The organism is Rathayibacter sp. KR2-224, assembly GCF_049446075.1.
Classification (GTDB): Bacteria; Actinomycetota; Actinomycetes; order Actinomycetales; family Microbacteriaceae; genus Humibacter.
This window is the reverse complement of sequence record NZ_JBMSEB010000001.1, coordinates 325,629-348,429: the sequence shown is the minus strand read 5'-3', so window position 1 is coordinate 348,429 and position 22,801 is coordinate 325,629. Positions and strand designations below refer to the sequence as shown.

Below are 22,801 nucleotides of genomic sequence, written 5' to 3'. Positions count from 1 at the left end.
GCCGAAGTGCGCGTCAGCGCACCTGCTGCACCGCGAACTGCAGGCGTGGGTGGGCGTAGAACTCCTGCGACTCCACGAGCAGTAGCTCGCGGGAACCGAGTTCGTGCGTGCGAGCGAGAAGGTCGTAGACGCTCGACACGGTGCGGGCAAGGGCGTCAGAAGAACTCCCGCTCAAGCGGCGGTGGGCCGTGAAGAGCGCGGCCGTCACGTCGCCCGACCCGTTGGCCTTCATGGGCAGCAGGGGAGTCTGTACGATCCATGCGCCCTCGGAATCGACCGCCAGCATCTCGATGCTGTCCGGCTCACGATCGGGACGCTCGACGCTTGTGACGAGTACGATGTCCGGTCCGGTGGCGCGCAGCGCATCGACCGATGCCAGCGTCGACTCGAGCGTGTCGGGCTGTGTGTCGGTGAGATAGCCGAGCTCGAACTGGTTGGGCGTGACGATGTCGGCCGATGGCACCACGCGATCGCGCAGCAGTACGGGAATCTCGGGTGCGACGAAGCATCCGGATTTCGCATTCCCCATGACCGGGTCGCAGGCATACACGGCGTCGGGGTTCGCGGCCTTGACGCGAGCGACGGCGTCGAGGATGACGTCTCCGATTCCGTCGCTTCCCTGGTAGCCGGAGAGCACGACGTCGATCTCGGAGAAGACTCCGCGTTCCTCGATGCCCGTGATCACCTCGGCAACGTCTACGGGAGGGATGAGCGGACCTCGCCATGCACCGTACCCGGTGTGGTTCGAGAAGTTGACCGTGTATACGGGCAGCACCTCGACTCCGATGCGCTGGAGCGGGAAGACGGCGGCCGAGTTGCCGACGTGACCATACGCGACGGCTGACTGGATGGAGAGAACCTTCACCCGCTCGATCTTGCCACGTCCACAGGGAGGCCCTTCGACAGGACAAGGCCGCCCTCGGGGCCGGCGAGAGGCAGTGACATCGCGAATCGGGTGCCCACCCCCTCTTCGCTTTCGACCGTCATGCTGCCGCCGTGCGCTGTGACGATGGCACGCGTGATGGTCAACCCAAGACCGACGCCCGGCACGGCGTTGCGCGTCGCGCTGGACGCCCGGAAGAACCGGGAGAAGAGGCGGTCGAGCTCTGCAGCGGGAATGCCGATGCCCGTGTCCTGAACCTCGAGTACTGCGTGGTCGGCCTCGATGCTGAGTTCGACGGTCACCGTGCCACCGCGAGGCGTGAACTTGACGGCATTCGAGATCAAGTTGTCGCACGCCTGTCCGATCCTCGACGCGTCGCCCTTGAGCGTCACGCCGTGCTGAAGGCTGCTCTCGAGCCGCACGCCAGCCGTCGACGACACCGGCCTGGCGGATTCCACGGATGCCCTGACCACCTCCTCGAGGTCGACCTCGCGAACCTCGATGGGCACCTTGCCCGACTCGACCTGTGCCGTGAACAGCAGCTCACCCACGAGCCTCAGCAGACGGTGCGCGTTGCGTTCGGCAACCTGCAGATAGTGCAGCTTCTCCTCGGAGAGCGGCTCGTCCTCGTCGTCCCTGATCAATTCCAGGTAACCGAGGATGGACGACAGCGGCGTGCGCAGCTCATGCGAGACCAACCCGACGAATTCATCCTTGAGCCGTGCCGCCTCGTGCGCCTTGGTGGCGTCGGTGGTCACGAAGAGATACCCGACTATCGAGCCGTCCTCCGCGAGGCGCGGGGTCACGGTCACCTCGCCCGGGAACGTGCTGCCGTCGAGACGTACATACGTCCACTCCGCGGTATCGGCGACCCCGTCCTTGGCTCGGGCGACGAGGGCCATGAATCCGCGGTCCGCCGCGTCGCTCGCCATATCCATCGCACCCGCTCTGGCCTCGAGCTCCTCTGCGAGCAGGAAGTCCGTAACCTTCGCTGAGTCCTCCGTTTCGTGTGCGCTGCGCCCGAGCATCCGTTGCGCTCCTGGATTCCAGGCGTCGATCAGACCGTGAACGTCGGTGCCGATGACGGCCTGCTCGGTCACGGCATCCCACACGCCGCGGAACATGCGAATCGCCTCACGGTATGCCGCCTCGCTGGCCTCCAGCTGCGCGGTGTGCTCGGTCGAGAGGTCGAGCATGCGCTGCTGCTCCTCACCCATCTTCTTCACCACCGCCAGCCTCGACCGCAACTGCCTCGCAAGCTCGTTGATGATCGCCGCAGCGCAGGCATAGACCAGGGGAGCGAAGATCGCACGGATCGCCTCCACTCCCGAGTCGGGGACGCCTGCGCCGAGCAGATACGGGAAGAAGAGCGCAAGAGAGGTTCCGGCCGCCGCCAGCAGGATGTGGATACGACCCGGTTCCGCGGCGACCCAGAGCACGGGCAGAACGATGATGGCGCCGAAGATGGAGGATCCGCCGCCGGTCGCGGTCCGGAAGGCTCCGATGGCGACGAAATCGAGCAGGGGCACGGCGATCACCCAGCCGGTCGCGGCCGGTCGTCGTCCGAGCGCCCACGCGAGCCCGGTTGCACCCGCGAACAGCACGCCGCTCACTACGGCGAGCACGTCGTTCGTGAACTCGAGCGGCGGAACCAACAGAACGACGAGCAGTGCGAGCACGAAGAACGCGCCCGTTGGCGCCTGCTTCACGAGCGGTGACGGCTCGTCGGCGACCAGGCTACGCAACCACGTCTTCGGATGGCCCGTCATCGCGAGAACTCCTGCGCCGCGATGGCGCTCACGAGTTCACGAGGACTGAACGGTTTTGTGAGGTACTCGTCGGCTCCGGCGGCAAGCCCGCGTTCCCTCGCCGGCGCCTCGGCCGCAGCGGTGAGCAGCACGAGGCGAATGTCGCGCAAGACGGGGTGCTGACGAGCCTTGCGGCACAGCTCCAGCCCGCTCATTCCCGGCATGGCGGCGTCGAGGATCGCCAGGTCCGGGGTCAAGGACTCCATGGCCTCCCATGCCGAGGTGCCGTCCGCGACGTCGGCGATGACGTCCACTCCGGCCCTGCCTGCCGCGATCCGCACGAGCGTACGGATGTCGTCATCATCGTCGGCGATCACGGCGCGCATCTACGACCACCTCCGGCCGGGCACAGCCTGTTCGAGCGCGGCCAGCAACTGGTCGCGCGTGAAGGGCTTCGGCAGGCTCGGCACTCCGGGCGGGAACCGCCGCTCTTCGAGCACGGACACTATGACGACCGGGCACTCCGGCACCGCGTCGCGCATGGTGCTCACCAGCTCCCAGCCGTCGATCCCCGGCAGGAGCAAGTCGACGATGGCGACATCCGGTTCTCGTCTGCGCAGCTCCTCGATGGCATCCTCGGCCGTCCGCAGCCCAAGCACGTCGCACCCGGCTCGCTCGAGCATCGCCGTCATGAGGGCGAGTTGGTCCTCGTCGTCCTCGACCACCAGCACCTGGGCACGCTCGCTCGTGCCTGTCATGCGAAGAACGCCTGTCGGACGACCACGATCGCCGCGACGATCGCGAACGCGATCAGGGTCTTGTAGATCAGCCGATACTCCGAGCGACGATCCAATTCGGTCTCCGCCGCCGAATCCCGCACGACGCGGTCGACCTCCAGCTCAGCGAGCTGAGCGTGCTCGGCATCCGTCATGACGACACCCTTCCCGTTTTCACCGTCTTGTCCCATCGCGCTTCCGCGTGTCTGAGCTCTTTCACGTACGAGTCGAACGTGATGGCGCACAGAAGCGAGCCGTAACCGACGAGGTAGAGCAGTGCGGGGGCGAGCACTCGTCCCGCCCACGTTCGCTCCACGCTCCTTGCGAGCCACGCACCGAGCATGGATACCGGAATCCATAGGTACACCGCCAGCGTCAGCCAGAACAAGGCTGTATCCGAAAGCGTTGCTCCAAACAGCCGAGGCAGGTCGACTTCGACGAGCCGGGGGAACAACGCTGTGACCATCACCACCATCGAGAGGATGCCCGGAAACGTCAGGAGCTCACGCCAGGCCCGGATGGTGAGCGGGCCGTCGAGTTGCGCGCCGAGTGCGAGCGTGAAGACGAAGGTCAGTGCGGCGGCGATCCACAGCACGCGGAACGCGTCCGTCGCCAGCGGCGACCCGAGAAGGAGCAGCCCGATCAGACCGATCGAAGACAGCACCATCGCAACGGGCAACAGCCAGAGGCTGAACCAGACGATGCCGAAGGCGAGCGATCCGAGAGATGAGCTCTTCCACGGGCGGAACCAGATGCGGGCGTACCTGCCCGTCACCGACACGTTCCCGCGCGCCCACCGCAGACGCTGCTTCCAGAGCGCATCGATCGTGCGTGGCTCCTCCGCCAGCACCACGGCGTGCGGCTCGAAGATGACCGTTCTGCCGCGCAACTGGGTCTCGAAAGTGGTGATCGTGTCTTCGGCAAGAGTCGACGTGTCGACCCGCCCTCCAAGTGCGTCAAGGTTCTCCCGGCTGTGCAGCTGAGCGCCCCCAGCCAGGCAGGCCTGAGCACCCAGAACGTTCTGCGCCCGCCTCGCCGCCGGCTGCGAAAGCACGTACTCGAGTCCGATGAAGCGCGTCAGGTAGTTCTTGTCGCGACTACCCTCCCTGATGTAGGCGGAGACGGCGCCCACGGCCGGATCGGCGAGATGACGGGTCATCTTCCGCAGCGAATCGGGTCGGTAGATGACGTCCGCATCCATGATGAGCAGCGCTTCCATCCAGTCGTCGCGCATGGCCTCATCGATGCCGTGGTTGAGCGTGTGCGCCTTTCCCTGTCCGCCCTGCTCGCGCCGCAGATGGCGAACTGCACCCGGATACTGGCGCTCCTTCTCCTGCACGACGAGGGGCGTCGCATCCGTGCTGGCGTCGTCCACGACGAAGATCCGCAGCCGATCGGCCGGATAGTCGAGCGCCATGAGCCGGTCGACGGATGCCCCGATCACCGCAGCCTCGTTCCACGCGGGTACGACGACGACGACACGTGGCAGGTGCGGCTTCGCCTGCGTGTAGTGATTAGAGAAGGCGTGGAAGGGGATGGCGAGGAACGACACCGCTGCCGCGAGCACAGGGATGATGCCCGTCGCGCAGAAGACGAGGAGAACAACGATGAGCACCGTCTCGAACGTCGCGGACCAGTCTGCGCCCGTCATACTCCGGCCTCTTTCAGGATGCGCACCACGCGCTCGTAACGGCCGACATCTGCTGCCCTATGGCTGTCGCTGGCTGCCACGACTCGCGCACCGGCCTCCACCGCGGCCCGTACGGCACGCGGCCCCGGGCAGCCCCATTTCTCATTGACCTCGACGACCGTACCGGTTCTGGCGGCCTCGCCCGCCCACGCGCGCAGCTGCTCGTCGGTCAGATCGTCTTCCGAGAGGCCGACCTTGGGCAGTATCGAGAAGCAGTGCGCCAACTGGCCGCCATCCACGGAGTTCATGGCACCGACAAGCGCTCCGATCAGCAGGTCCAGTGCGTCGGCGGTACCGAGCCCATCGGCGAGTCGTTGCTTCGTCTCGTCTGGCGTCCAAGCGCCGTCGGTGCCGGGAAAGCGATGATCGGCGATCACGACGGCGTCCAGGCCGCCGGGGCCGACATGTAGCCCTGGCGGCAGGTCCAGCCGACCGGAGGCATCCAGCATCTTGGTCTCCACCGCCCTGGTGACCAAGAGCCCGTCAGGTACCGGCAGGGCGGCCAAGGCGTCGAGATAATCCGGCACCCAGGCCGTGTCGACGCGCACGTGGTCGCAGAAGCGGATGTCTGTCAGTCCGGCCGCGACGGCAGCTGCGACGTTCTCCTCGAGTGAACTGACGGCGTCGTCCGAGAACGTCGAGTGCACGTGGAAGTCGCCGGAGAGCCTCGGATGGTGGTCGTTCACGCGCTCACGACCTCGTCCTGGTGCGCAGCGTACGGGGACTGAAGCACCTCGGCGGGTTCGATGAAGACATCCTCGAGGAAGCGCACGTTCGCCACCTCGCGGAAGGGAACGCTGTCGGGAAGCGGCAGGCCGAGCGCGAGATCGAGCACGAGGGACGGCATGTCGACTCCCGCTGCGATTGTCAGGGGCAACGCGCCAGGGAAACGGGGATTGATCTCCAGCAGGCTCGGCGTGCCGTCGGTCGCGCGGCGCAGCTGGACGTTGGCGACGCCCGTGAGGCCGATGGCCACGGCAGCAGCGGCCGCCGCGCTCTCGAGGTGCTCGTCGCGCACGGTACGACCCGCGATCGAAACGCCAGAGTCGACCCTGGTGCGAGTGCGCGGAACGGCCGCGACCACGTGCCCGCGGGCATCCGCAAGCACATCGACCGAGTATTCGTCTCCAGGCAAGAACTCCTGAACGATGAGGTCGTGATCGGTACCCAGAGCGGCCAGAGCAGCGCGGGAGGTCACGACGCGGACTCCACGGGAGCCGGCGCCCCTGCGCGGCTTCACGATCACGGGGAAGTCCCACTCCGCGTCGACGACCTCGGCGTCGAGAAGGCGAGTGCGCGGGACGGCGAGTGATCCGGCGCAGCGTTGGACCAGCTGCCACTTGTCGAGCGCGACGTCGATCGTGTCGGCCGCGGGCGCGGCGAGCACGGCCGAGAGCTCGGAACGCCGACGCGTCAGGGACGGCAGTTCGGCATCGACGGTCGAGATGAGCACATCGACGCCGTCGGCCCTGCAGAGCGAGTCGACCTCGTCGAAGAACTCGTCGGAGGCGGCGGGCGGCACCAGCCTTCTGCGGTTCTGCGGCACCAGGTAGAGGCCGCTCGCCCACCCATCCATGTCGCTCGCGAAGAGCTGGACGTCGCTCCTGCGCAAGAGCGATCTGATGACCGCGACTCCCGCCGGTCCGCCGGCCCCGGTCACCAGTACTCTCGTCATCGCGATCTCCTCATCCGGTCGTCTTCCGCGGCGGTCGACGTTCTGCGGCCGCCCGGAGTCAGATCAGCGTCGTCCCTGACCATCTCCAACGGCTCGCACGTATCGCTGGCCGAGGAGAACCGTGACCAGTAGCGGGCTGTGGCGGCGACGATCTCCGGCTCCAGATAACGGCGGATGCCGGCCTGAGAGCGGAACTGCGACAGCAGCTCGAGTTTGGCCTCGAGATAGCCGTCGATCGATACGAATCGGGTCGGCCGGAAATCGATGGTGGCGGAAGGGCTCTGGTAGCAGGCGACCATGTCGACGCCACGTGCCGCGACCGTGGTGGCTTGGTGCACGGCGCGGTGGTCCTGGTGCCGGTCATTGGCGCTATGCGTGTACACGATGGAGGGGCCGACTTCGCCGATGACGCGCTCGATGATCCCGATGGTGTCGCCCGTCGCCGTGATCTCGGTGTCGGTGAGATCTTCGAGGAACAACCTTGCGCCGAGCAGTTCGGCGGCGGCCAGCGACTCGTTCTGGCGGTCGTCTGCTGCGCCGCCCCTCGACCCGCGCGACATCGTGAGGATCACGATGTCGTCTCCTGCGGAGCGGTGCGCCGACAGCGTGCCGCCGACCCCGATCTCGACGTCGTCGGGGTGAGCGCCGATGGCGAGCACGCAGGAGGCCTTGCTGGCCGCGACGCGTTCACGGTGGGCCATGGCGAGGCGCGTCACAACGGCGACGAGCTCCGCGGAGGCGATGGGTTTGGTGAGGAACTCGTCCGCTTGCCTACGCAGGGCCGCGACCGCGTAGTCGACGGAGACGTGAGCCGTCATGATCACGACGGGCAGCTCGGGATGTGCGTGCTTGAGTCTGCTTGCCAACTCCAGACCGCTCATACCGGGCATCTCGATGTCGGCGACGACGACATCGGGCGAGAACCGGCCGACCGTCTCCTCGACGGACAGAGGATCTGGGACGTAGAGGACCTCGAGTCCGCCCCGCTTCCTGAGGACTGTCGTCACGAAAAGCGCAACATCAGGGTCGTCGTCGACCACGAGCACCCGGAATCGGTCGTCCTGCATGTCCGCCTGTTCCCCCTCCACGCCCGCATGTCGCCCGGAGGCTGCACGCAGAACCCCGCTCAGTGCGCCGGTCGGAGATGCGCGCCTGGTCCAACAATGGCAAACGCCGACGTGTTACGCCGGGAGCGCGGCTGGCCGTGTCGGCGCGTCGGCGGCCGGACCGAGCCCGCCCGATCGCCTGTTCTAGAATGAACGGGATCTTTTCACGAAGCAGGGAGCACAGTGTCAGGGCATTCCAAGTGGGCGACCACGAAGCACAAGAAGGCGGTCATCGATGCGCGCCGTGCCAAGTCGTTCGCGAAGCTGATCAAGAACATCGAGGTCGCCGCAAAGATCGGCGGTGCCGATCTCTCGGGCAATCCAACCCTGGTCGATGCGGTTCAGAAGGCCAAGAAGACCTCCGTGCCGAACGACAACATCGACCGCGCGATCAAGCGCGGTGCTGGACTCACCGGCGAGACAGTCGAGTACACGACGATCATGTACGAGGGCTACGGTCCGAACGGTGTCGCCCTGCTCATCGAGTGCCTCACGGACAACAAGAACCGGGCGGCGGCAGACGTTCGCACAGCCATGACGCGTAACGGTGGCACCATGGCCGACCCTGGCTCGGTGTCCTACAACTTCCACCGCAAGGGAGTCATCGTCGTACCGGCGGAGTCCACCACCGAAGACGACGTCCTCGCCGCCGTACTCGACGCCGGCGCAGAAGAGGTGAACCAGCAGGGCGACACGTTCGAGGTGCTCACCGAGCCGAGCGACCTTGTCGCAACGCGTACGGCCCTCCAGGACTCAGGCATCGACTACGACTCGGCAGACGTCGAGTTCGTGCCGCAGGTCAAGGTCGAGGTCGAGGCGGAGACCGCACGAAGGGTCTTCCGACTCATCGATGCGCTCGAAGACTCCGACGACGTGCAGAACGTCTACACCAACCTCGACCTCAGCCCTGAGGTGCAGGCCGAACTCGAAGACGACGAGTAGAGCGGGGCCGCGAGGCGGCTTCGGAACGGGGGCGCGGTGCGGGTACTCGGGATAGACCCAGGACTGACGCGCTGCGGCGTGGGTGTCGTCGACGTCGCCGCGGATAGGCGGGCGACTCTCGTGGCCGTGACCGTCATCCGCACGGAGCCCGACGTAGCGCTCGAGCGCAGACTTCTGACCATCGGGGACGGCATCGCAGCGCTCATGGACGAACACCGGCCGGACGCGATCGCGATCGAACGCGTCTTCGCGCAACACAACGTCCGCACCGTGATGGGCGTCGCCCAGATCAGCGGGGTCGCTCTGCACGCCGCCGCCTCGCGCGGGCTGCGGGTCGGGCTGCACACCCCGAGCGAGGTGAAGGCCGCCATAACGGGTTACGGCACTGCCGAGAAGCGCCAGGTGCAGAACATGGTGGCCAGGGTGCTGGGTCTCGAAGAGATCCCGAAGCCCGCGGACGCCGCAGATGCCCTCGCCATCGCGATCTGCCACGCATGGCGCACACCCTTCGCATCGAAGGATGCCGACTCATCCGCCCTCACACCCGCTCAGCAGGCGTGGCGCGCCGCCGAGAAGTCCAGGGGTACGTCGCCCATCGCCCGTATCGCCGCCAACACCGCTCACGGACTCAATCGGCTCGGCCGTTGAGGGCAAGCCCTCAACGTCTCTCGCCTCAATCGCCCCTATCGCGGCCACGCCGCTCACGGACTCAATCGGCTCGGCCGTTGAGGGCAAGCCCTCAACGTCTCTCGCCTCAATCGCCCCTAGGCTTGCGAGGTGATCTCTTCTCTCCGCGGAACCGTGCTGCAGGCATCCGACGGCCTCGCCGTCATCGATGTCGGCGGCGTCGGATACGCGGTGCAGGTCACACCCGATCACGCACGCAGCCTGCGGGTCGGAGAGGAGGCCAGGGTGCACACCGCCATGGTGGTGCGCCAGGAATCGGTCGCCCTGTTCGGATTCCCCGGTCGCGAACACCTCGGGGTCTTTGAGTCGCTGATCGGTGTGTCCGGCGTCGGCCCGAAGTCGGCGCTCGGAGTTCTTGCCGCGCTGTCTCCCGACGAGATCGCCCTCGCCGTCGCATCCGACGACGACGCGGCGTTCCGCAAGGTGAGCGGAATAGGGCCCAAGACCGCGAAACTCATCGTCGTCTCCCTCACCGGCAAGCTCTTCGCGCCCGCCAAGCCAGTGCAGACGGTGGCGCAGATCCCACGCACGGATGTCTCCGACAGCGTCGTCATTGCGCTCGTCGGGCTCGGCTGGGCCGAGAAGACCGCGACGGAGGTCGTTCGGGAACTGGTGGACGAGCATCCGGAATCCGAGCGTGAGACGGTGCAGGCGCTGCTGCGGCTCGCGCTTGGCCGGCTCGGGCCCACAGCGAGGCAGCAGGCATGACCGACGACCTCACCGCCCCGGATGCTCAGTCGGAGGCGGAGCTCGCGTTCGAGGGCGCGTTGCGACCGAAATCCCTCGCCGAGTTCGTCGGGCAGTCCAAGGTGCGCGGACAGTTGCAGTTGCTGCTGACCGCAGCCAGGATGCAGGAACGCACGCCCGACCACATCCTGCTCGCCGGTCCTCCAGGGCTCGGCAAGACCACGCTGGCGATGATCGTGGCGCACGAAAGCGGCCGCACGTTGCGCCTGTCGAGCGGACCGGCCATCCAGCACGCCGGGGATCTCGCGGCTCTGCTGTCGTCGCTGGTGCCAGGTGAAGTGCTATTCATCGACGAGATCCACCGCATGGCCCGCTCGGCCGAGGAGATGCTCTACCTCGCGATGGAGGACTTCCGGATCGACATCATGGTGGGCAAGGGGGCTGGAGCCACCTCCATTCCCCTCGATCTCGCGCCCTTCACGCTCGTGGGCGCCACCACCCGCTCGGGTCTCCTGCCCAACCCGCTGCGCGACCGCTTCGGCTTCACCGCGCACCTGGAGTTCTACGACGAGCCCGAGCTCGAACAGGTACTCGTGCGGGCAGCTGCGCTGCTCGATTTCGAGGTCGACAGGGATGCCATCGCCGAGATCGCAGGACGCTGCCGCGGCACTCCTCGCATCGCGAACAGGCTGCTGCGCCGCGTGCGCGACTATGCGCTCGTGCACGGCGACAGAGCGGATCGCAGAGCCGTGCGTGCCGCGCTCGAGCTCTACGACGTAGACGAGCTCGGGCTCGATCGCATCGACCGCGCCGTGATGCAGACCATCCTCACGAGGTTCGACGGCGGCCCAGTCGGGCTCAACACCCTCGCCGTCTCCGTGGGGGAGGAGGCCGATACCATCGAGTCGGTCGTCGAGCCGTTCCTCGTGCGCATCGGACTCCTCTCACGCACACCGCGCGGACGCGTCGCCACCCCGATGGCGTGGGATCACCTTGGAATACCGAGGAAGAGCACGGCTGCAGCGCAGCAAGCGCTCTTCTCGGATGACTTATAATTCTTGTTCAGCCTGCAGCCCCCATGCACCATGAGGTGGTTGTCGTCACACCCCCTCATTTCGGAAGGTCTTTCCCCTTGGATCAGAACATCCTGACCATCGTCATGGTCGTCATTCTGGCGGTCCTCATCTTCTTCATGTTCCGCAGCAGCCGCCGCCGGCAGAAGCAGCAGGCAGACCTCCAGAAGCAGGTCGTGCCTGGCGCGACCGTCATGACGAACTTCGGCGTCTACGGCACCATCGTCTCCATCGACGAGGAGACCAACAAGGTCGAGCTCGAGACCAGCCCGGGTCACATCCTCACCGTGCACCGTCAGACCATCGGCCGCGTGGAGACGTCGCCCGAGGTTGCGGAGCCCTCGACCACGACGGCTGACGCGTCCGAGACCACGACCGACACCGTCGACGAGAAGCCCCAGTTCGGGGAGCGCATCGAGGATGCCGGTCCGGCTTCGAACACCACCCCCTCGAAGAAGACAGACGAGTAGTCATTCCCTCCGTGGGGTGACCGATGACGGTCGCCCCACGAGCATAGAAAGCTGAGTTCTTCCGTGGCAAAGTCGTCTCCCGCCCAGAGTGCGTCGCGCTCGCTGATCTGGCTCGGCGTCATCGTCGTCGCGCTGGTGCTCGTTCTGGGCGGAGGCGTGCTGTTCTCGAATGCCAGCTGGGTGCCCAAGCTCGGTCTTGATCTCGAGGGCGGAACGGAGATCATCCTCACCCCGCAGTTGCAGGGGAACCAGACGATCAGCAGCGACGAGCTCAACCAGGCCGTGTCGATCATCCGCGAGCGAGTCGACGCCTCTGGCGTGTCAGAGGCACAGGTGAGCACGCAGGGCAGCGACAACATCGTCGTGTCCATCCCGGGACAGCCGGACCAGTCCACCCTCAATCGCATCAAGTCGTCGTCGAAAATGGACCTGCGACCGGTGCTCCTCACCGGCTCGCCGACGAACACCTTCGTCGGTTCGAACGGCAAGACCACGCCATACCCGTCGCCGGCACCGACGCTGCAGTCCACGCCCACCGCGAAACCGTCGAACGGCAGCGACAGCGCCTGGCTCACACCTGCTCTGCAGGCGCAGTACAACGCCTTCGACTGCTCGTCGCTGAAGAACAGCACGACGAACGTCGCCGCAGCAGACAAGCCGCTCATCACGTGCGACGACGGCCTGACGGCCAAATACCTGCTGGGCCCGGTCGAGGTCCAGGGCTCGGACATCTCGAACGCGACAGCGGGCATCGTCACGGACTCGAGTGGAAACTCGACGGGACAGTGGGCCGTCAACCTGGTCTTCAACGGCCAGGGCACCAAGGACTTCGCCAAGGTCAGCGAGCGGCTCTACGGGCTCTACAGCAAGGACTCGAGCGACCCGAAGGCGCGGTTCGCCTTCGTGCTCGACGGCAAGGTGCTCTCGGCTCCGGCGATGCAGGGCGCGATCACGGACGGCAAGCCGCAGATCACGGGTAACTTCGACCAGAAGAGCGCCCAATCGCTCGCCGACTCGCTGAAGTTCGGAGCGCTGCCGGTCAGCTTCAAGGTGCAGAGTTCGGACACCATCTCGGCGACCCTCGGATCCGCCCAGCTGCTGAGCGGACTCATCGCGGGTGCCATCGGTCTGCTCCTCGTGGTGATCTACACCCTGTTCCAGTACCGGCTGCTCGGATTCGTCACCATCACCTCGCTCGTCGTCGCCGCGCTGCTCACCTATCTGGTGATCACCATCCTGTCCTGGCGCATCGACTACCGCCTGTCGCTCGCCGGCGTCGCCGGCCTCATCGTGGCCATCGGCTTCACCGCAGACTCGTTCATCGTGTACTTCGAGCGAATACGCGACGAACTGCGAGACGGGAGGAGTCTCGAATCCGCCGTGGAGGCCGGTTGGAAGCGAGCACGCAGAACCATCTACGCCTCGAAGTCGACGAACCTGCTCGCCGCGATCGTGCTGTACGTGCTCGCGGTCGGAAACGTGCAGGGCTTCGCCTTCACTCTGGGTGTCACGACAGTGCTCGACGTGCTGATCGTGATCATGTTCACGCATCCCACGCTGCAACTGCTGGCGCGCACGCGATTCTTCTCCAGTGGGAACCCGTGGTCCGGGCTCGATCCTCAGGCGCTTGGCGCGGTATACCGAGGCGGCGCGCAGTTCCGCACGGCGGCATCCGTCAGCGAGTCGAAGCGAGCATCGAGCAGCCGTGAGGCGGCCAAGCGCCAGACCATCGCCGAGCGCAAGCAGGCGGAGCTCGTCGCCGCCGGCGGCAGCAAGACCGAGAAGGACGAGAAGGAGTCCTGATGGCCGCCACACGCTTCCAGAGGTTCGGAAACGACCTCTACACCGGTGCACGATCGATCGACTTCGTCGGCAAGCGACGCATCTGGTACATCATCGCTGCGGTGCTCATCATCGCAGCCGTGATCATCCCGATCGCCAAGGGCGGCTTCAACTTCGGCATCGACTTCCGCGGCGGATCGCAGTTCACGGTCTCGGACGTCAAGACGACCGACCAGTCGCTGGCCGAGAAGGCAGTGCACGCCGCCAAGCCCAACGCCGTGGTTCAGGTCAGCGTCACCAACGGCACAGGCGGCCAGGGCGTGCGCGTGCAGACGGATCAGTTGACCACCGACCAGACCAAGACCGTTGCCGCAAACCTCGCGTCGGCATACGGGGTGTCGCAGAGCAACGTGGCGTCCACCTACATCGGCCCGAGCTGGGGTGCCGACGTCTCGAGGCAGGCCATCCAGGGTCTCGTCGTCTTCCTGCTGCTCGCGTTCGTCGCCATGGCGTTGTACTTCCGCACGTGGAAGATGTCCGCCGCAGCGATAGTCTCGCTCTTCCACGACCTGATCATCACCGCGGGCGTGTACGCGCTGGTCGGCTTCGAGATCACCCCGGCGACCATGATCGGATTCCTCACGATCCTTGGCTACTCGCTTTACGACACCGTCGTGGTCTTCGACAAGATCCGCGAGAACACACGCCAAGACAAGGATGCCGTCAAGCACACCTTCGCGGAGTCCGTGAACCTCGCGGTGAACCAGACGCTCGTCCGCTCCATCAACACCGCGGTGGTCGCCGCGCTTCCCGTCGCGGCCATCCTGTTCATCGGAGCCTTCGTGCTGGGCGCCGACACTCTGCGAGACATCTCGCTCGCGCTGTTCATCGGCATCCTGATCGGCACCTACTCGACAATCTTCATCGCCGCCCCGCTCTACGCGGACTTCCGGCGCGGCGAGAAGGAGATCGTCAAGCACGACAGAAAGGTACTTGCGGCCAGGTCGAAGGCGCCGGCTGCCGAGGCGGTCGCCGCCGAGTGACGCACGAGCCAGGGCAGTCGATTCCTGCGGGCGAAGCCGTTCCGCTCGTCGAGTCCGGCGCGCTCTGGCTTCTCGATGTGCGCGAGGCGTACGAGTGGAACACCGGGCACGCTCCGGCCGCACACCACATACCGCTCGGGGAACTCGGGCTCCGGCAGCATGAGCTGCCCGAAGACGTCAGGATCGCTGTGATCTGCCACCTCGGGCAACGATCGCGCATGGTCACCGATGCACTCGTCGGTGCCGAATACGACGCGGTCGATGTTGCGGGCGGCATGGTTGCTTGGCAGGCGTCGGGCGGCATGGTCGTCGTGCCGGACGACTCCGGCCGGGCCGGGTAGCCGCCTGGTGCGCTGTGAGCGGACCGCGCGACGGGGCTGCACCCCAACCGCGATAATGAGATCCGGGAGGGGATGCTGATGGTCGATACCACAACACAGCAGACCGCTTCGCTGCGCCGACTGGTGCCGCGCATCTTCTCCCGTGCCCAGCAGCCCGCCGGCGCCGTCGACACCCTCTTGAAGACCGTGCGGATGCATCATCCCAAGGCCGACCTGGCGCTGATCGAGCGCGCGTACGCGGCAGCCGAACGGGCGCACTCGGGCCAGACGAGGCGCAGCGGCGAGCCCTACATCACCCATCCGGTGGCCGTCGCGCAGATCCTCGCCGATCTCGGGATCGGTTCGAAGGCGATCGCGGCCGCGCTGCTGCACGACACCGTCGAAGACACGGAGTACTCGCTCGACGAGCTCAGGGCGGACTTCGGCGACGAGATCGCCATGCTGGTGGACGGCGTCACCAAGCTCGACAAGGTCAAGTACGGCGAAAGCGCACAGGCCGAAACGGTGCGCAAGATGATCGTCGCGATGTCGAAAGACATCCGCGTGCTCATCATCAAGCTCGCCGACAGGCTGCACAACGCCCGCACCTGGGGCTTCGTCCCGGCCGCGACAGCAACCCGCAAGGCAACGGAGACCCTCGAGATCTACGCGCCGCTCGCGCACCGGCTCGGGATCCAGGCGATCAAATGGGAGCTGGAAGACCTCTCGTTCGCCGTGCTCTACCCGAAGCTCTACGTGGAGATCGAGAACCTGGTCAAGCAGCGCTCTCCGGAGCGCGAGCGCGTCGTGCAGCAGGTGACGGATGCCATCAACGACGACCTGAAGTCGGCCAAAATCCGCGGAAGGGTCGTCGGGCGACCGAAGCAGTACTACTCGATCTACCAGAAGATGGTCGTGCGCGGACGTGAGTTCGACGAGATCTACGACCTGGTGGGCATCCGGGTGATCGTGAACTCGGTGCGCGACTGTTACGCGGTGCTCGGGCAGATCCACGCCAGGTGGACGCCTATGCCCGGCAGGTTCAAGGACTACATCGCCACGCCCAAGTTCAACCTGTACCAGTCGCTCCACACCACCGTGATCGGGCCGGAGGGCCGCGCGGTCGAGATCCAGATCCGCACCGACGAGATGCACCAGCGGGCCGAGTTCGGCGTGGCGGCGCACTGGAAGTACAAGGAACGCGTAGCGGGTGGTAAGTCGGACGATGTCGGCAAGGTCGACACCGACATGGCGTGGCTCGCCCACATCTCGGATTGGCAGGCGGAGACCGCCGACCCCAGCGAGTTCCTCGATTCGCTGCGGTTCGAGATCGGCGCCAAAGAGGTGTACGTCTTCACCCCGAAGGGAAGGGTGATCGGCCTGCCCTCCGGGGCAACGCCCGTCGACTTCGCATATGCGGTGCACACCGAGGTGGGACACCGCACCATGGGAGCGAAGGTCAACGGCCGCCTGGTGCCGCTGGAGTCCCCATTGTCGACAGGCGATGTGGTCGAGGTCTTCACCTCGAAGAACCCGGATTCGGGCCCAAGCCAGGACTGGCTGAATTTCGTCCAGAGCCCGAGGGCGCGTAACAAGATCCGGCAGTGGTTCACGAAAGAACGTCGGGACGAGGCGATCGAGCAGGGCAAGGATGCCATCGCTCGAGCCATGCGCAAGCAGAACCTCCCGCTGCAGCGGCTGATGACGCAGGACTCCCTCGGCGAAGTCGCGGCGCAGATGAAGTACGACGACGTCTCGGCGTTGTATGCGGCGATCGGCGAGGGCCACGTCAGCACGCAGTCCGTGCTGGAGAAGGTCGTCGCATCGCTGCAATCCGAGACCGAGAGCGACGTCACCGAGCTCCCGCCGCCCGCACGCGTACGCGGTCATCGCCTCAGCAACAGCGACTCGGGCGTGCTCGTGCGCGGCGCCCCAGACATCCTGGTCAAGCTCGCCAAGTGCTGCACACCGGTTCCCGGCGATCCGATCGTCGGCTTCATCACGCGCGGTTCGGGCGTGAGCGTGCACCAGGCCACCTGCCATAACGTGCAAGACCTCATGCGCGAGCCGGAGCGCATGATCGACGTGGAGTGGGCGCCGTCGTCGAAGAGCGTGTTCCTGGTGCAGATCCAGGTCGAGGCGCTCGATCGGGCCGGCCTGCTCTCCGACGTCACCCGCGTGCTCTCCGAGCACCACGTGAACATCCTTTCCGCCACCGTGTCGACCTCGAGCGACCGCCTGGCCTTGAGCCGGTTCGTGTTCGAGATGGGGGACACCACCCACCTGGATCGCGTGCTCAACGCCGTGCGCCGCATCGACGCGGTCTACGACGTGTACCGCGTCAGCGCGGGCTGAGGGGTCGGCGCGGGCTGAGACGCCAGCGCGGGCTCAAGCGCCGGCGAGGGCCGAGGATCCACGTCGCCGACCGACGACGACCAGGTTGCGATCCTCTGCAACGCCAGCCCTTTGCCGGGCAGGTTGGCCGCGTCGGCGATACGCCGGGAGCAGGACTCGGCAAGCTGCGGCCACCTGGCAAGGATGCGCCGTGCAGCCTCTGCCGTCCCGCGCTGCTCGCGGAAGGCCAGGTCATGCAGAATGCGTGCGGGCGCCGTGACCCTCAGGCCCGCGATCTCAGCCGTGTCACCCGCCGCGTGCGTGACCTCCCTCAGTGAGAAGCGCGGTGATGGCGGGAACTTCACGCGATCGGAGCGTGCGACGCACATGGTGTGCACGCGGGGCGGAAACGCGAACAGGCCGTGCACCCAGAGCGCGCTGTCGAGTTCCGCGATCATCCGGATGCCGGCGATGCTGCGCAGTGCGGTCGCGCGCAGCCAGATCGTATCGGCCTCGTCGACGGGGGAGAAGCGCTCGTCGATGCTGAACAGTTCCCCATCGAGCCGCGCGGCGTACAGCTCGGCAAGCGCCAGCGCGCCCGGGCCGAGTACGGATGCCATCGCGTGCGTCATGTCCCCATGGTCGCGCGCAAGGTGACGGCATCCGTTCGCATGGACGTGATCGGTGGACAAGACCTCTGAAGGGCGAACGGTGGACAACTCGGTCAGGAACCGGAACCGAGCAGAGCGAAGCGCGTCAGCGGATGGCGGACAGCCACGCCTTTCGGGCGTCCAGGGCTTCCTGTGCCTGTTTGATGGCCTTCGCGTCGCCGGATGCCTTCGCCGCCTCGAGCTCGTCCTCGAGCTTCGCGATGGCATCAGCCAGCTGTGCCGCGAGTCCTTCGGAACGCGCCTTCTTCTCGGGATTGCTGCGTTCCCAGTGCTCGTCATCGAGCCTGCGCACTGCCGTCTCCACCTTGCGCAGGCGCTCCTCGATCAACTTCACCTGGTCACGCGGAACCTTGCCGATCGCGTCCCACCTCGTCTGGATCGAGAGCAGTGCCGAACGCGCCGTGTTGCGGTCCTTCTCCTTCAGCAGAGGCTCGGCCTCCTCGAGAAGGGCCAGCTTCTGCTCGAGATTGTGCTGGTATTCCGCGTTCTCCACGGCGTCGGTCTCTGCCTTCGCCGCGTACAGCACGTCACCGGCGGCCTTGAACCTGGCCCACAGGGCGTCGTCGGTGCGCTTGCCTGCACGTCCCGCGCGCTTCCACTCGTCGAGAAGGGCACGGTACTGCTGCACGCCGTCGGCTCCGAGCGAAGAGAGCGCCTCGGCCTGCTCGATCAGCTCCGTCTTGCGCGTGCGCACGTCTCTGTGCTGCGAGTCCAGCTCCGCGAAGAAGGCCTTGCGGTTGCGCTCGATGGTCGTCCGCGCCGCCCTGAACCGCTTCCACAGCTCATTGGCCTCGTTCTTCGGGATGCGGGGGCCCTCGTGCTGGTGCTTCTGCCAGGCAGAGAACAACTCGTCGAGCCGGGCGCCCGCCTGCTTCCACTGCGTCTTGGCCGGGTCCTCCGCCGCAAGCGCCTCGACCTGCTCGACGATGGCGGTGCGCTCGGCGATGGCCTGCTCCACCGCCGCTTTCGCCTCGGCGACCTGCTGCTCGGTGAGCTCCTCGACCGTTCCGCCGAGCTTCGCGAGCCTGGCGTCGAGAGCAGCTAGATCGCCCACGGCGTTGGCTGACGCCACGGACTGGCGCAACGACGCGACAGCCTTGGCGACATCGGCGGCCGGAGCGCCGCGGCGAACACGCTGTTCGAGCAGGCCGACCTGGCCGGCTAGGTCCGCGTACTTGCGCTCGAAGTAGGCGAGAGCCTCCTCGGGCGTGGCATCCGGATACTCGCCGACGACGCGCTCGCCGTCCGGCGTGCGGACGTAGACGGCACCGGTTTCGTCGACACGACCCCACGGATGCTGATCAGTAGTTGACACGAGCCTCACCTGTTCGAAGACGCCCCGAGAAGGGCCGTCGTTTGCTGACTACAAAGCCTATTGCACCGCCCGCCGCCCGTTCGGCCGACAGCGGCGTCAGGTCACTTGAGGGTGAAGGATTCGATCTTGGGCGTCACCACGGGCTTGCCGTCGTCTGCGCCGCCCTGGACCCCCTTGTCGGCGACCTCGGACACGAGCTTGTCGAGCCCGCTCGTGACCTTGCCGATGACCGTGTAGCCGCCCGCACTGTCGTTCGGAATGGTCGTGTCGCCGTAGACGATGAAGAACTGGCTGCCGTTGCTGTACGCGTTTCCGCTCTGCCTGGCCATGGCGATGGTTCCTGCTGCGTACTTGCCGTCGGAAGGCGCGTTCTCGATCGGACCGAAGCTGTAGCCCGGTCCACCCGTTCCGTCGCCCTTGGGATCGCCGCACTGCAGCACCTTGAACGTCGCCCCTGTGGTGAGACGGTGGCATGCCGTGCCATCGAAGAACTTCTTCTTGGTCAACGAGATCATGGACGAGACGGCCTGGGGCGCCTTCGCACCGTCGAGCGATACGCCGAGGGAGATTCCGTTGATGTCCAGCGCACCCGTCCATGTGCGCCCGCCTGCCAGCGACTTCGACGGCACGTCGCCCTGGTTCTGACCGGTCGCAGCAGGGGTCGGTGTCGCCGTGGCGGACGCTTTGGGCGAGGCGACGGGCTTGCCCGGCCCGCCGGTGAAGTACGTGAGCTGCAGAACGACGGCAAGCGCAAGCACAACGGCCACGACGATTCCCGCGATCACGTTGTCGCGAACACGTCGCTTCTTGCCGTGCTCGTGCACGGCCTGCCGCGCCTGGTAGGCGCGGAGCCGTTCGCGCGCTTCGCGCGCCTCTCGGTCGTTCTGCTTCTTCGCGGACACAGGCATCCTCCACTTCGGCACGTGCATGCGCCGAGTCAGGGTGTTCGGGGGCCGATCTGGGCCCGGGACCGAGGCCGGGCCGATCCCAGCTACGAACTCTATCGCGGCTTCGCCGCTAAGAAGCTCAACCGGTTCGGTCGCGAAAGCGAGCGGAGACGAGCACCCTTAGTGTCGGACCTACCTTCTATCCTGGACGGCATGCCGAGCACACAGCAGGGTCTGCGCGCGGGCGCCACTCCGCTGGCTGTGCGGATGCGTCCTCGCCGGCTCGACGAGATCGCAGGGCAGCGTCATCTCCTGACCCCGGGGTCTCCGCTCGTCACGCTCGCGGCGGACAAAACGGGGGAGCGCGGCTCGGTGTCCGTCATCCTGTGGGGTCCGCCTGGCACGGGCAAGACCACGCTCGCCCAGGTCATCGCGCATTCCTCCGGTCGCCGCTTCGTCGAACTGTCGGCGGTGACGGCGGGCGTCAGAGACGTTCGCGCCGTCATGGAGGAGGCGCAGTCCACCCGCGATCTTTACGGCCTTTCGACTGTGTTGTTCCTCGACGAGATCCATCGCTTCACCAAGGCGCAACAGGATGCCCTGCTGCCGGGTGTCGAGAACGGCTGGGTCATCCTCGTGGCAGCGACGACCGAGAACCCGTCGTTCTCGGTGATCTCGCCGCTGCTTTCGCGGTCGCTCCTGCTGACCCTCGAGCCGCTGTCGGACGACGATCTCGGCACGCTCATCGATCGCGCCGTGCACGACGAGCGCGGATTGAAGGACGCCGTCTCGGTTGCGCCCGAAGCGCGCGCAGCTCTCATCCGACTCGCGTCCGGCGACGCGCGGCGTGCCCTCACCGCGCTCGAGGCGGCCGCCAACTCCGCTTTCGACAACGCGCTGGCGAGCGAGGACGCAGAGCGTGAGGCAGACGGCGCCGAGGCGAAGCCGGTCGTGACCGCCGAGCTCGTGGCATCCGCCGTCGACCGCGCCCTGCTGCGCTACGACCGCAACGGTGACGAGCACTACGACGTGATCAGCGCCTTCATCAAATCGGTGCGCGGCTCGGACGTGGACGCAGCACTGCACTATCTGGCACGCATGATCGAGGCGGGCGAAGACCCGCGGTTCATCGCCAGACGCATCATCGTGCTGGCCTCCGAGGACATCGGCATGGCGGATCCGACGGCGTTGGGCGTTGCCGTGGCCGCTGCGGACGCCGTGCAGTACATAGGGATGCCCGAGGGCCGCATCCCACTCGCCCAGGCCGTCGTGCACTTGGCCACCGCTCCGAAGTCGAATGCGGCGTACATGGCACTCGATGCCGCGATCGCCGATGTTCGGGCCGGCAAGATCGGCCGGGTTCCCAAGCACCTGCGCGACGCGCATTACCCGGGCGCCAAGCGCCTCGGGCACGGCAAGGGGTACGTCTATCCGCACGACGACGACCTGGGCGTCGTGCGTCAGCAGTACCTGCCCGACGCGCTCAAGAAGGCCACGTACTACACGCCCACTGAGCACGGGAACGAGCGAGACATCGCAACGCGGCTGGCGAAGCTGCGGCGGATCACCAGGGGCGAGTAGCCGGCAGGATCGGCCATCGCGCTCTGCTAGGATTGGTGGGCCGAGATCTGGATTCCGTGCGGCTGCGGGCATCCGATCGAGAGGGAAGTGCTCTTTAGCCGAGCATCCCCGGCCAATCCCTCCCATTGCGAAAGCGACAGTGGCGGTGTCATGCCGAATGGCAAGACACCGTGCGTGCCCCCATGGTGCGCGTCGCCGGATCAGTCAATGGCTGCCCACCCGGGTTCAACGGGCAGGGGCAGCACAAGTGAGAAGAACCTACGAAAGGAAAGACGTGGCTTCACGTTCCCGCAGCAAGACCCGCCTCTCGCGGTCCCTCGGCGTCGCACTGACCCCGAAGGCCGCTCGCATCATGGAGAAGCGTCCGTACGCCCCCGGCGAGCACGGCCGCACCAAGCGCAAGGCCGACAGCGACTACGCCGTGCGTCTGCGTGAGAAGCAGCGCCTGCGCGCACAGTACGGCATCCGCGAGAAGCAGCTCCGGATCGCGTTCGCGGAGGCCCGCCGCACGCAGGGTCTGACGGGTGAGAACCTGGTCGAGCTGCTCGAGATGCGTCTCGACGCTCTCGTGCTGCGCTCCGGCTTCGCCCGCACCATGGCACAGGCCCGCCAGTTCGTGGTGCACCGCCACATCCTCGTCGACGGCAGGATCGTCGACCGTCCCTCGTTCCGGGTGAAGCCCGGGCAGCTCGTGCACGTCAAGGCGCGCTCCGAGGGCAGCGAGCCCTTCCAGGTCGCGGCTGCCGGCGCGCACTCCGATGTGCTTGCCAAGACTCCGGTCTACCTCGACGTCGAGCTCGACAAGCTCCAGGCCCGCCTGGTGCGTCGTCCGAAGCGCGCGGAGGTCCCCGTGACCTGTGACGTGCAGCTCGTCGTGGAGTACTACGCAGCGCGCTAGCGCCGCGGAGTACAGCCGCGAAGCGGCCGTGGGCAGAGCCTACGCAGCGCGCTAGCGCCGCGGAGTACAGCCGCGAAGCGGCCGTGGGCAGAGCCTACGCAGCGCGCTAGCGCCGCGGAGTACAGCCGCGAAGCGGCCGTGGGCAGAGCCTACGCAGCTCGATAAAGAGCATCACTCGGTAGGCATACCGATACGCTGGAGGGCGGGTCGTTCAACGGCCCGCCCTTCGACGT

General features: G+C 66.6%; 23 protein-coding genes. 11 read left to right on the top strand and 12 right to left on the bottom strand.

The genetic code is table 11. From position 1 onward, the window contains the following. Positions 1 to 13: 13 nt before the first annotated feature. From pdxY to ACO2Q7_RS01605, 9 genes are read right to left on the bottom strand one after another with little or no spacing between them, the layout of a single operon-like run. Entirely contained in the window at positions 14 to 865 is an 852-nt protein-coding gene (gene pdxY, locus ACO2Q7_RS01645) for a pyridoxal kinase PdxY (RefSeq protein ID WP_423353903.1), read from the bottom strand. Beyond that, entirely contained in the window at positions 862 to 2,652 is a 1,791-nt protein-coding gene (locus ACO2Q7_RS01640; RefSeq protein ID WP_423353902.1) for a sensor histidine kinase, read from the bottom strand. Before ACO2Q7_RS01640 ends, pdxY begins: the two co-directional genes overlap by 4 nt. Continuing rightward, the gene (locus ACO2Q7_RS01635) at positions 2,649 to 3,017 is read right to left on the bottom strand and encodes a response regulator transcription factor (protein ID WP_423353901.1); all 369 of its coding nucleotides are present in this window, start codon (positions 3,015 to 3,017) and stop codon (positions 2,649 to 2,651) included. Before ACO2Q7_RS01635 ends, ACO2Q7_RS01640 begins: the two co-directional genes overlap by 4 nt. Further along, positions 3,018 to 3,389 (bottom strand): response regulator, encoded by a 372-nt coding sequence (locus ACO2Q7_RS01630; RefSeq protein WP_423353900.1) that lies wholly within the window; start codon positions 3,387 to 3,389, stop codon positions 3,018 to 3,020. After that, complete coding sequence (locus tag ACO2Q7_RS01625) at positions 3,386 to 3,562, bottom strand: hypothetical protein (RefSeq protein ID WP_423353899.1); 177 nt, start codon at positions 3,560 to 3,562, stop codon at positions 3,386 to 3,388. The genes ACO2Q7_RS01630 and ACO2Q7_RS01625 overlap by 4 nt, the downstream gene beginning before the upstream one ends. Next, entirely contained in the window at positions 3,559 to 5,058 is a 1,500-nt protein-coding gene (locus tag ACO2Q7_RS01620; RefSeq protein ID WP_423353898.1) for a glycosyltransferase family 2 protein, read from the bottom strand. The genes ACO2Q7_RS01625 and ACO2Q7_RS01620 overlap by 4 nt, the downstream gene beginning before the upstream one ends. After that, positions 5,055 to 5,783, bottom strand: a complete 729-nt coding sequence (locus tag ACO2Q7_RS01615) for a PHP domain-containing protein (protein WP_423353897.1) — start codon at positions 5,781 to 5,783, stop codon at positions 5,055 to 5,057. The genes ACO2Q7_RS01620 and ACO2Q7_RS01615 overlap by 4 nt, the downstream gene beginning before the upstream one ends. Beyond that, positions 5,780 to 6,772: an ATP-grasp domain-containing protein gene (locus ACO2Q7_RS01610; protein ID WP_423353896.1), complete on the bottom strand. Its 993-nt coding sequence runs from the start codon at positions 6,770 to 6,772 to the stop codon at positions 5,780 to 5,782. Before ACO2Q7_RS01610 ends, ACO2Q7_RS01615 begins: the two co-directional genes overlap by 4 nt. Next, positions 6,769 to 7,839 (bottom strand): response regulator, encoded by a 1,071-nt coding sequence (locus ACO2Q7_RS01605; protein ID WP_423353895.1) that lies wholly within the window; start codon positions 7,837 to 7,839, stop codon positions 6,769 to 6,771. Before ACO2Q7_RS01605 ends, ACO2Q7_RS01610 begins: the two co-directional genes overlap by 4 nt. Before the next feature lie 222 nt (positions 7,840 to 8,061). On the opposite strand from ACO2Q7_RS01605, the gene ACO2Q7_RS01600 reads away from it, so the two are divergent. The 9 genes from ACO2Q7_RS01600 (at position 8,062) to ACO2Q7_RS01560 (ending at position 17,237) form a co-directional block, all read left to right on the top strand. After that, positions 8,062 to 8,820, top strand: a complete 759-nt coding sequence (locus ACO2Q7_RS01600) for a YebC/PmpR family DNA-binding transcriptional regulator (protein WP_423353894.1) — start codon at positions 8,062 to 8,064, stop codon at positions 8,818 to 8,820. Between the two features lie 36 nt (positions 8,821 to 8,856). Further along, positions 8,857 to 9,468 (top strand): crossover junction endodeoxyribonuclease RuvC, encoded by a 612-nt coding sequence (ruvC, locus tag ACO2Q7_RS01595; RefSeq protein WP_423353893.1) that lies wholly within the window; start codon positions 8,857 to 8,859, stop codon positions 9,466 to 9,468. Between the two features lie 129 nt (positions 9,469 to 9,597). Further along, complete coding sequence (gene ruvA / locus ACO2Q7_RS01590; RefSeq protein WP_423353892.1) at positions 9,598 to 10,215, top strand: Holliday junction branch migration protein RuvA; 618 nt, start codon at positions 9,598 to 9,600, stop codon at positions 10,213 to 10,215. Further along, entirely contained in the window at positions 10,212 to 11,249 is a 1,038-nt protein-coding gene (ruvB, locus tag ACO2Q7_RS01585; RefSeq protein ID WP_423353891.1) for a Holliday junction branch migration DNA helicase RuvB, read from the top strand. The genes ruvA and ruvB overlap by 4 nt, the downstream gene beginning before the upstream one ends. A gap of 77 nt (positions 11,250 to 11,326) precedes the next feature. After that, positions 11,327 to 11,737 (top strand): preprotein translocase subunit YajC, encoded by a 411-nt coding sequence (gene yajC, locus ACO2Q7_RS01580; protein WP_423353890.1) that lies wholly within the window; start codon positions 11,327 to 11,329, stop codon positions 11,735 to 11,737. Between the two features lie 63 nt (positions 11,738 to 11,800). Next, positions 11,801 to 13,540, top strand: coding sequence for a protein translocase subunit SecD (gene secD, locus ACO2Q7_RS01575; protein ID WP_423353889.1), 1,740 nt, complete (start codon positions 11,801 to 11,803; stop codon positions 13,538 to 13,540). After that, on the top strand, positions 13,540 to 14,562 hold the full coding sequence (secF, locus tag ACO2Q7_RS01570) for a protein translocase subunit SecF (protein WP_423353888.1): 1,023 nt from the start codon (positions 13,540 to 13,542) through the stop codon (positions 14,560 to 14,562). Before secD ends, secF begins: the two co-directional genes overlap by 1 nt. Next, on the top strand, positions 14,559 to 14,903 hold the full coding sequence (locus ACO2Q7_RS01565; protein ID WP_423353887.1) for a rhodanese-like domain-containing protein: 345 nt from the start codon (positions 14,559 to 14,561) through the stop codon (positions 14,901 to 14,903). The genes secF and ACO2Q7_RS01565 overlap by 4 nt, the downstream gene beginning before the upstream one ends. Positions 14,904 to 14,981: 78 nt before the next feature. Further along, the gene (locus ACO2Q7_RS01560; RefSeq protein WP_423353886.1) at positions 14,982 to 17,237 is read left to right on the top strand and encodes a RelA/SpoT family protein; all 2,256 of its coding nucleotides are present in this window, start codon (positions 14,982 to 14,984) and stop codon (positions 17,235 to 17,237) included. On the opposite strand, the gene ACO2Q7_RS01555 is transcribed toward ACO2Q7_RS01560, so the two are convergent. From ACO2Q7_RS01555 to ACO2Q7_RS01545, 3 genes are all read right to left on the bottom strand, one after another. Next, complete coding sequence (locus ACO2Q7_RS01555; RefSeq protein ID WP_423353885.1) at positions 17,207 to 17,848, bottom strand: hypothetical protein; 642 nt, start codon at positions 17,846 to 17,848, stop codon at positions 17,207 to 17,209. The two genes, ACO2Q7_RS01560 and ACO2Q7_RS01555, sit on opposite strands and share 31 nt — an antisense overlap. 124 nt (positions 17,849 to 17,972) lie before the next feature. Continuing rightward, a complete protein-coding gene (locus tag ACO2Q7_RS01550; protein WP_423353884.1) occupies positions 17,973 to 19,202 on the bottom strand; it encodes a DUF349 domain-containing protein in 1,230 nt (409 codons plus the stop codon). Positions 19,203 to 19,303: 101 nt separating this feature from the next. Continuing rightward, positions 19,304 to 20,110: a peptidylprolyl isomerase gene (locus tag ACO2Q7_RS01545; protein ID WP_423355935.1), complete on the bottom strand. Its 807-nt coding sequence runs from the start codon at positions 20,108 to 20,110 to the stop codon at positions 19,304 to 19,306. A gap of 192 nt (positions 20,111 to 20,302) precedes the next feature. Here ACO2Q7_RS01545 and ACO2Q7_RS01540 point away from each other — a divergent pair, with 192 nt between their 5' ends. Together ACO2Q7_RS01540 and rpsD are read left to right on the top strand one after the other, a co-directional pair. After that, positions 20,303 to 21,670, top strand: a complete 1,368-nt coding sequence (locus ACO2Q7_RS01540) for a replication-associated recombination protein A (protein ID WP_423353883.1) — start codon at positions 20,303 to 20,305, stop codon at positions 21,668 to 21,670. Between the two features lie 274 nt (positions 21,671 to 21,944). Then, positions 21,945 to 22,568: a 30S ribosomal protein S4 gene (gene rpsD / locus ACO2Q7_RS01535; protein ID WP_423353882.1), complete on the top strand. Its 624-nt coding sequence runs from the start codon at positions 21,945 to 21,947 to the stop codon at positions 22,566 to 22,568. The last annotated feature ends 233 nt before the right edge of the window (positions 22,569 to 22,801 follow it).

Coding starts and splice junctions, on each gene's coding strand:
- ACO2Q7_RS01640 (WP_423353902.1), bottom strand. CDS start 2,652: ATGACGGGCCATCCGAAGACGTGGTTGCGTAGCCTGGTCGCCGACGAG.
- ACO2Q7_RS01635 (WP_423353901.1), bottom strand. CDS start 3,017: ATGCGCGCCGTGATCGCCGACGATGATGACGACATCCGTACGCTCGTG.
- ACO2Q7_RS01630 (WP_423353900.1), bottom strand. CDS start 3,389: ATGACAGGCACGAGCGAGCGTGCCCAGGTGCTGGTGGTCGAGGACGAC.
- ACO2Q7_RS01625 (WP_423353899.1), bottom strand. CDS start 3,562: ATGACGGATGCCGAGCACGCTCAGCTCGCTGAGCTGGAGGTCGACCGC.
- ACO2Q7_RS01620 (WP_423353898.1), bottom strand. CDS start 5,058: ATGACGGGCGCAGACTGGTCCGCGACGTTCGAGACGGTGCTCATCGTT.
- ACO2Q7_RS01610 (WP_423353896.1), bottom strand. CDS start 6,772: ATGACGAGAGTACTGGTGACCGGGGCCGGCGGACCGGCGGGAGTCGCG.
- ACO2Q7_RS01605 (WP_423353895.1), bottom strand. CDS start 7,839: ATGCAGGACGACCGATTCCGGGTGCTCGTGGTCGACGACGACCCTGAT.
- ruvB (WP_423353891.1), top strand. CDS start 10,212: ATGACCGACGACCTCACCGCCCCGGATGCTCAGTCGGAGGCGGAGCTC.
- secF (WP_423353888.1), top strand. CDS start 13,540: ATGGCCGCCACACGCTTCCAGAGGTTCGGAAACGACCTCTACACCGGT.
- ACO2Q7_RS01560 (WP_423353886.1), top strand. CDS start 14,982: ATGGTCGATACCACAACACAGCAGACCGCTTCGCTGCGCCGACTGGTG.
- ACO2Q7_RS01555 (WP_423353885.1), bottom strand. CDS start 17,848: ATGACGCACGCGATGGCATCCGTACTCGGCCCGGGCGCGCTGGCGCTT.
- ACO2Q7_RS01545 (WP_423355935.1), bottom strand. CDS start 20,110: ATGCCTGTGTCCGCGAAGAAGCAGAACGACCGAGAGGCGCGCGAAGCG.
- ACO2Q7_RS01540 (WP_423353883.1), top strand. CDS start 20,303: ATGCCGAGCACACAGCAGGGTCTGCGCGCGGGCGCCACTCCGCTGGCT.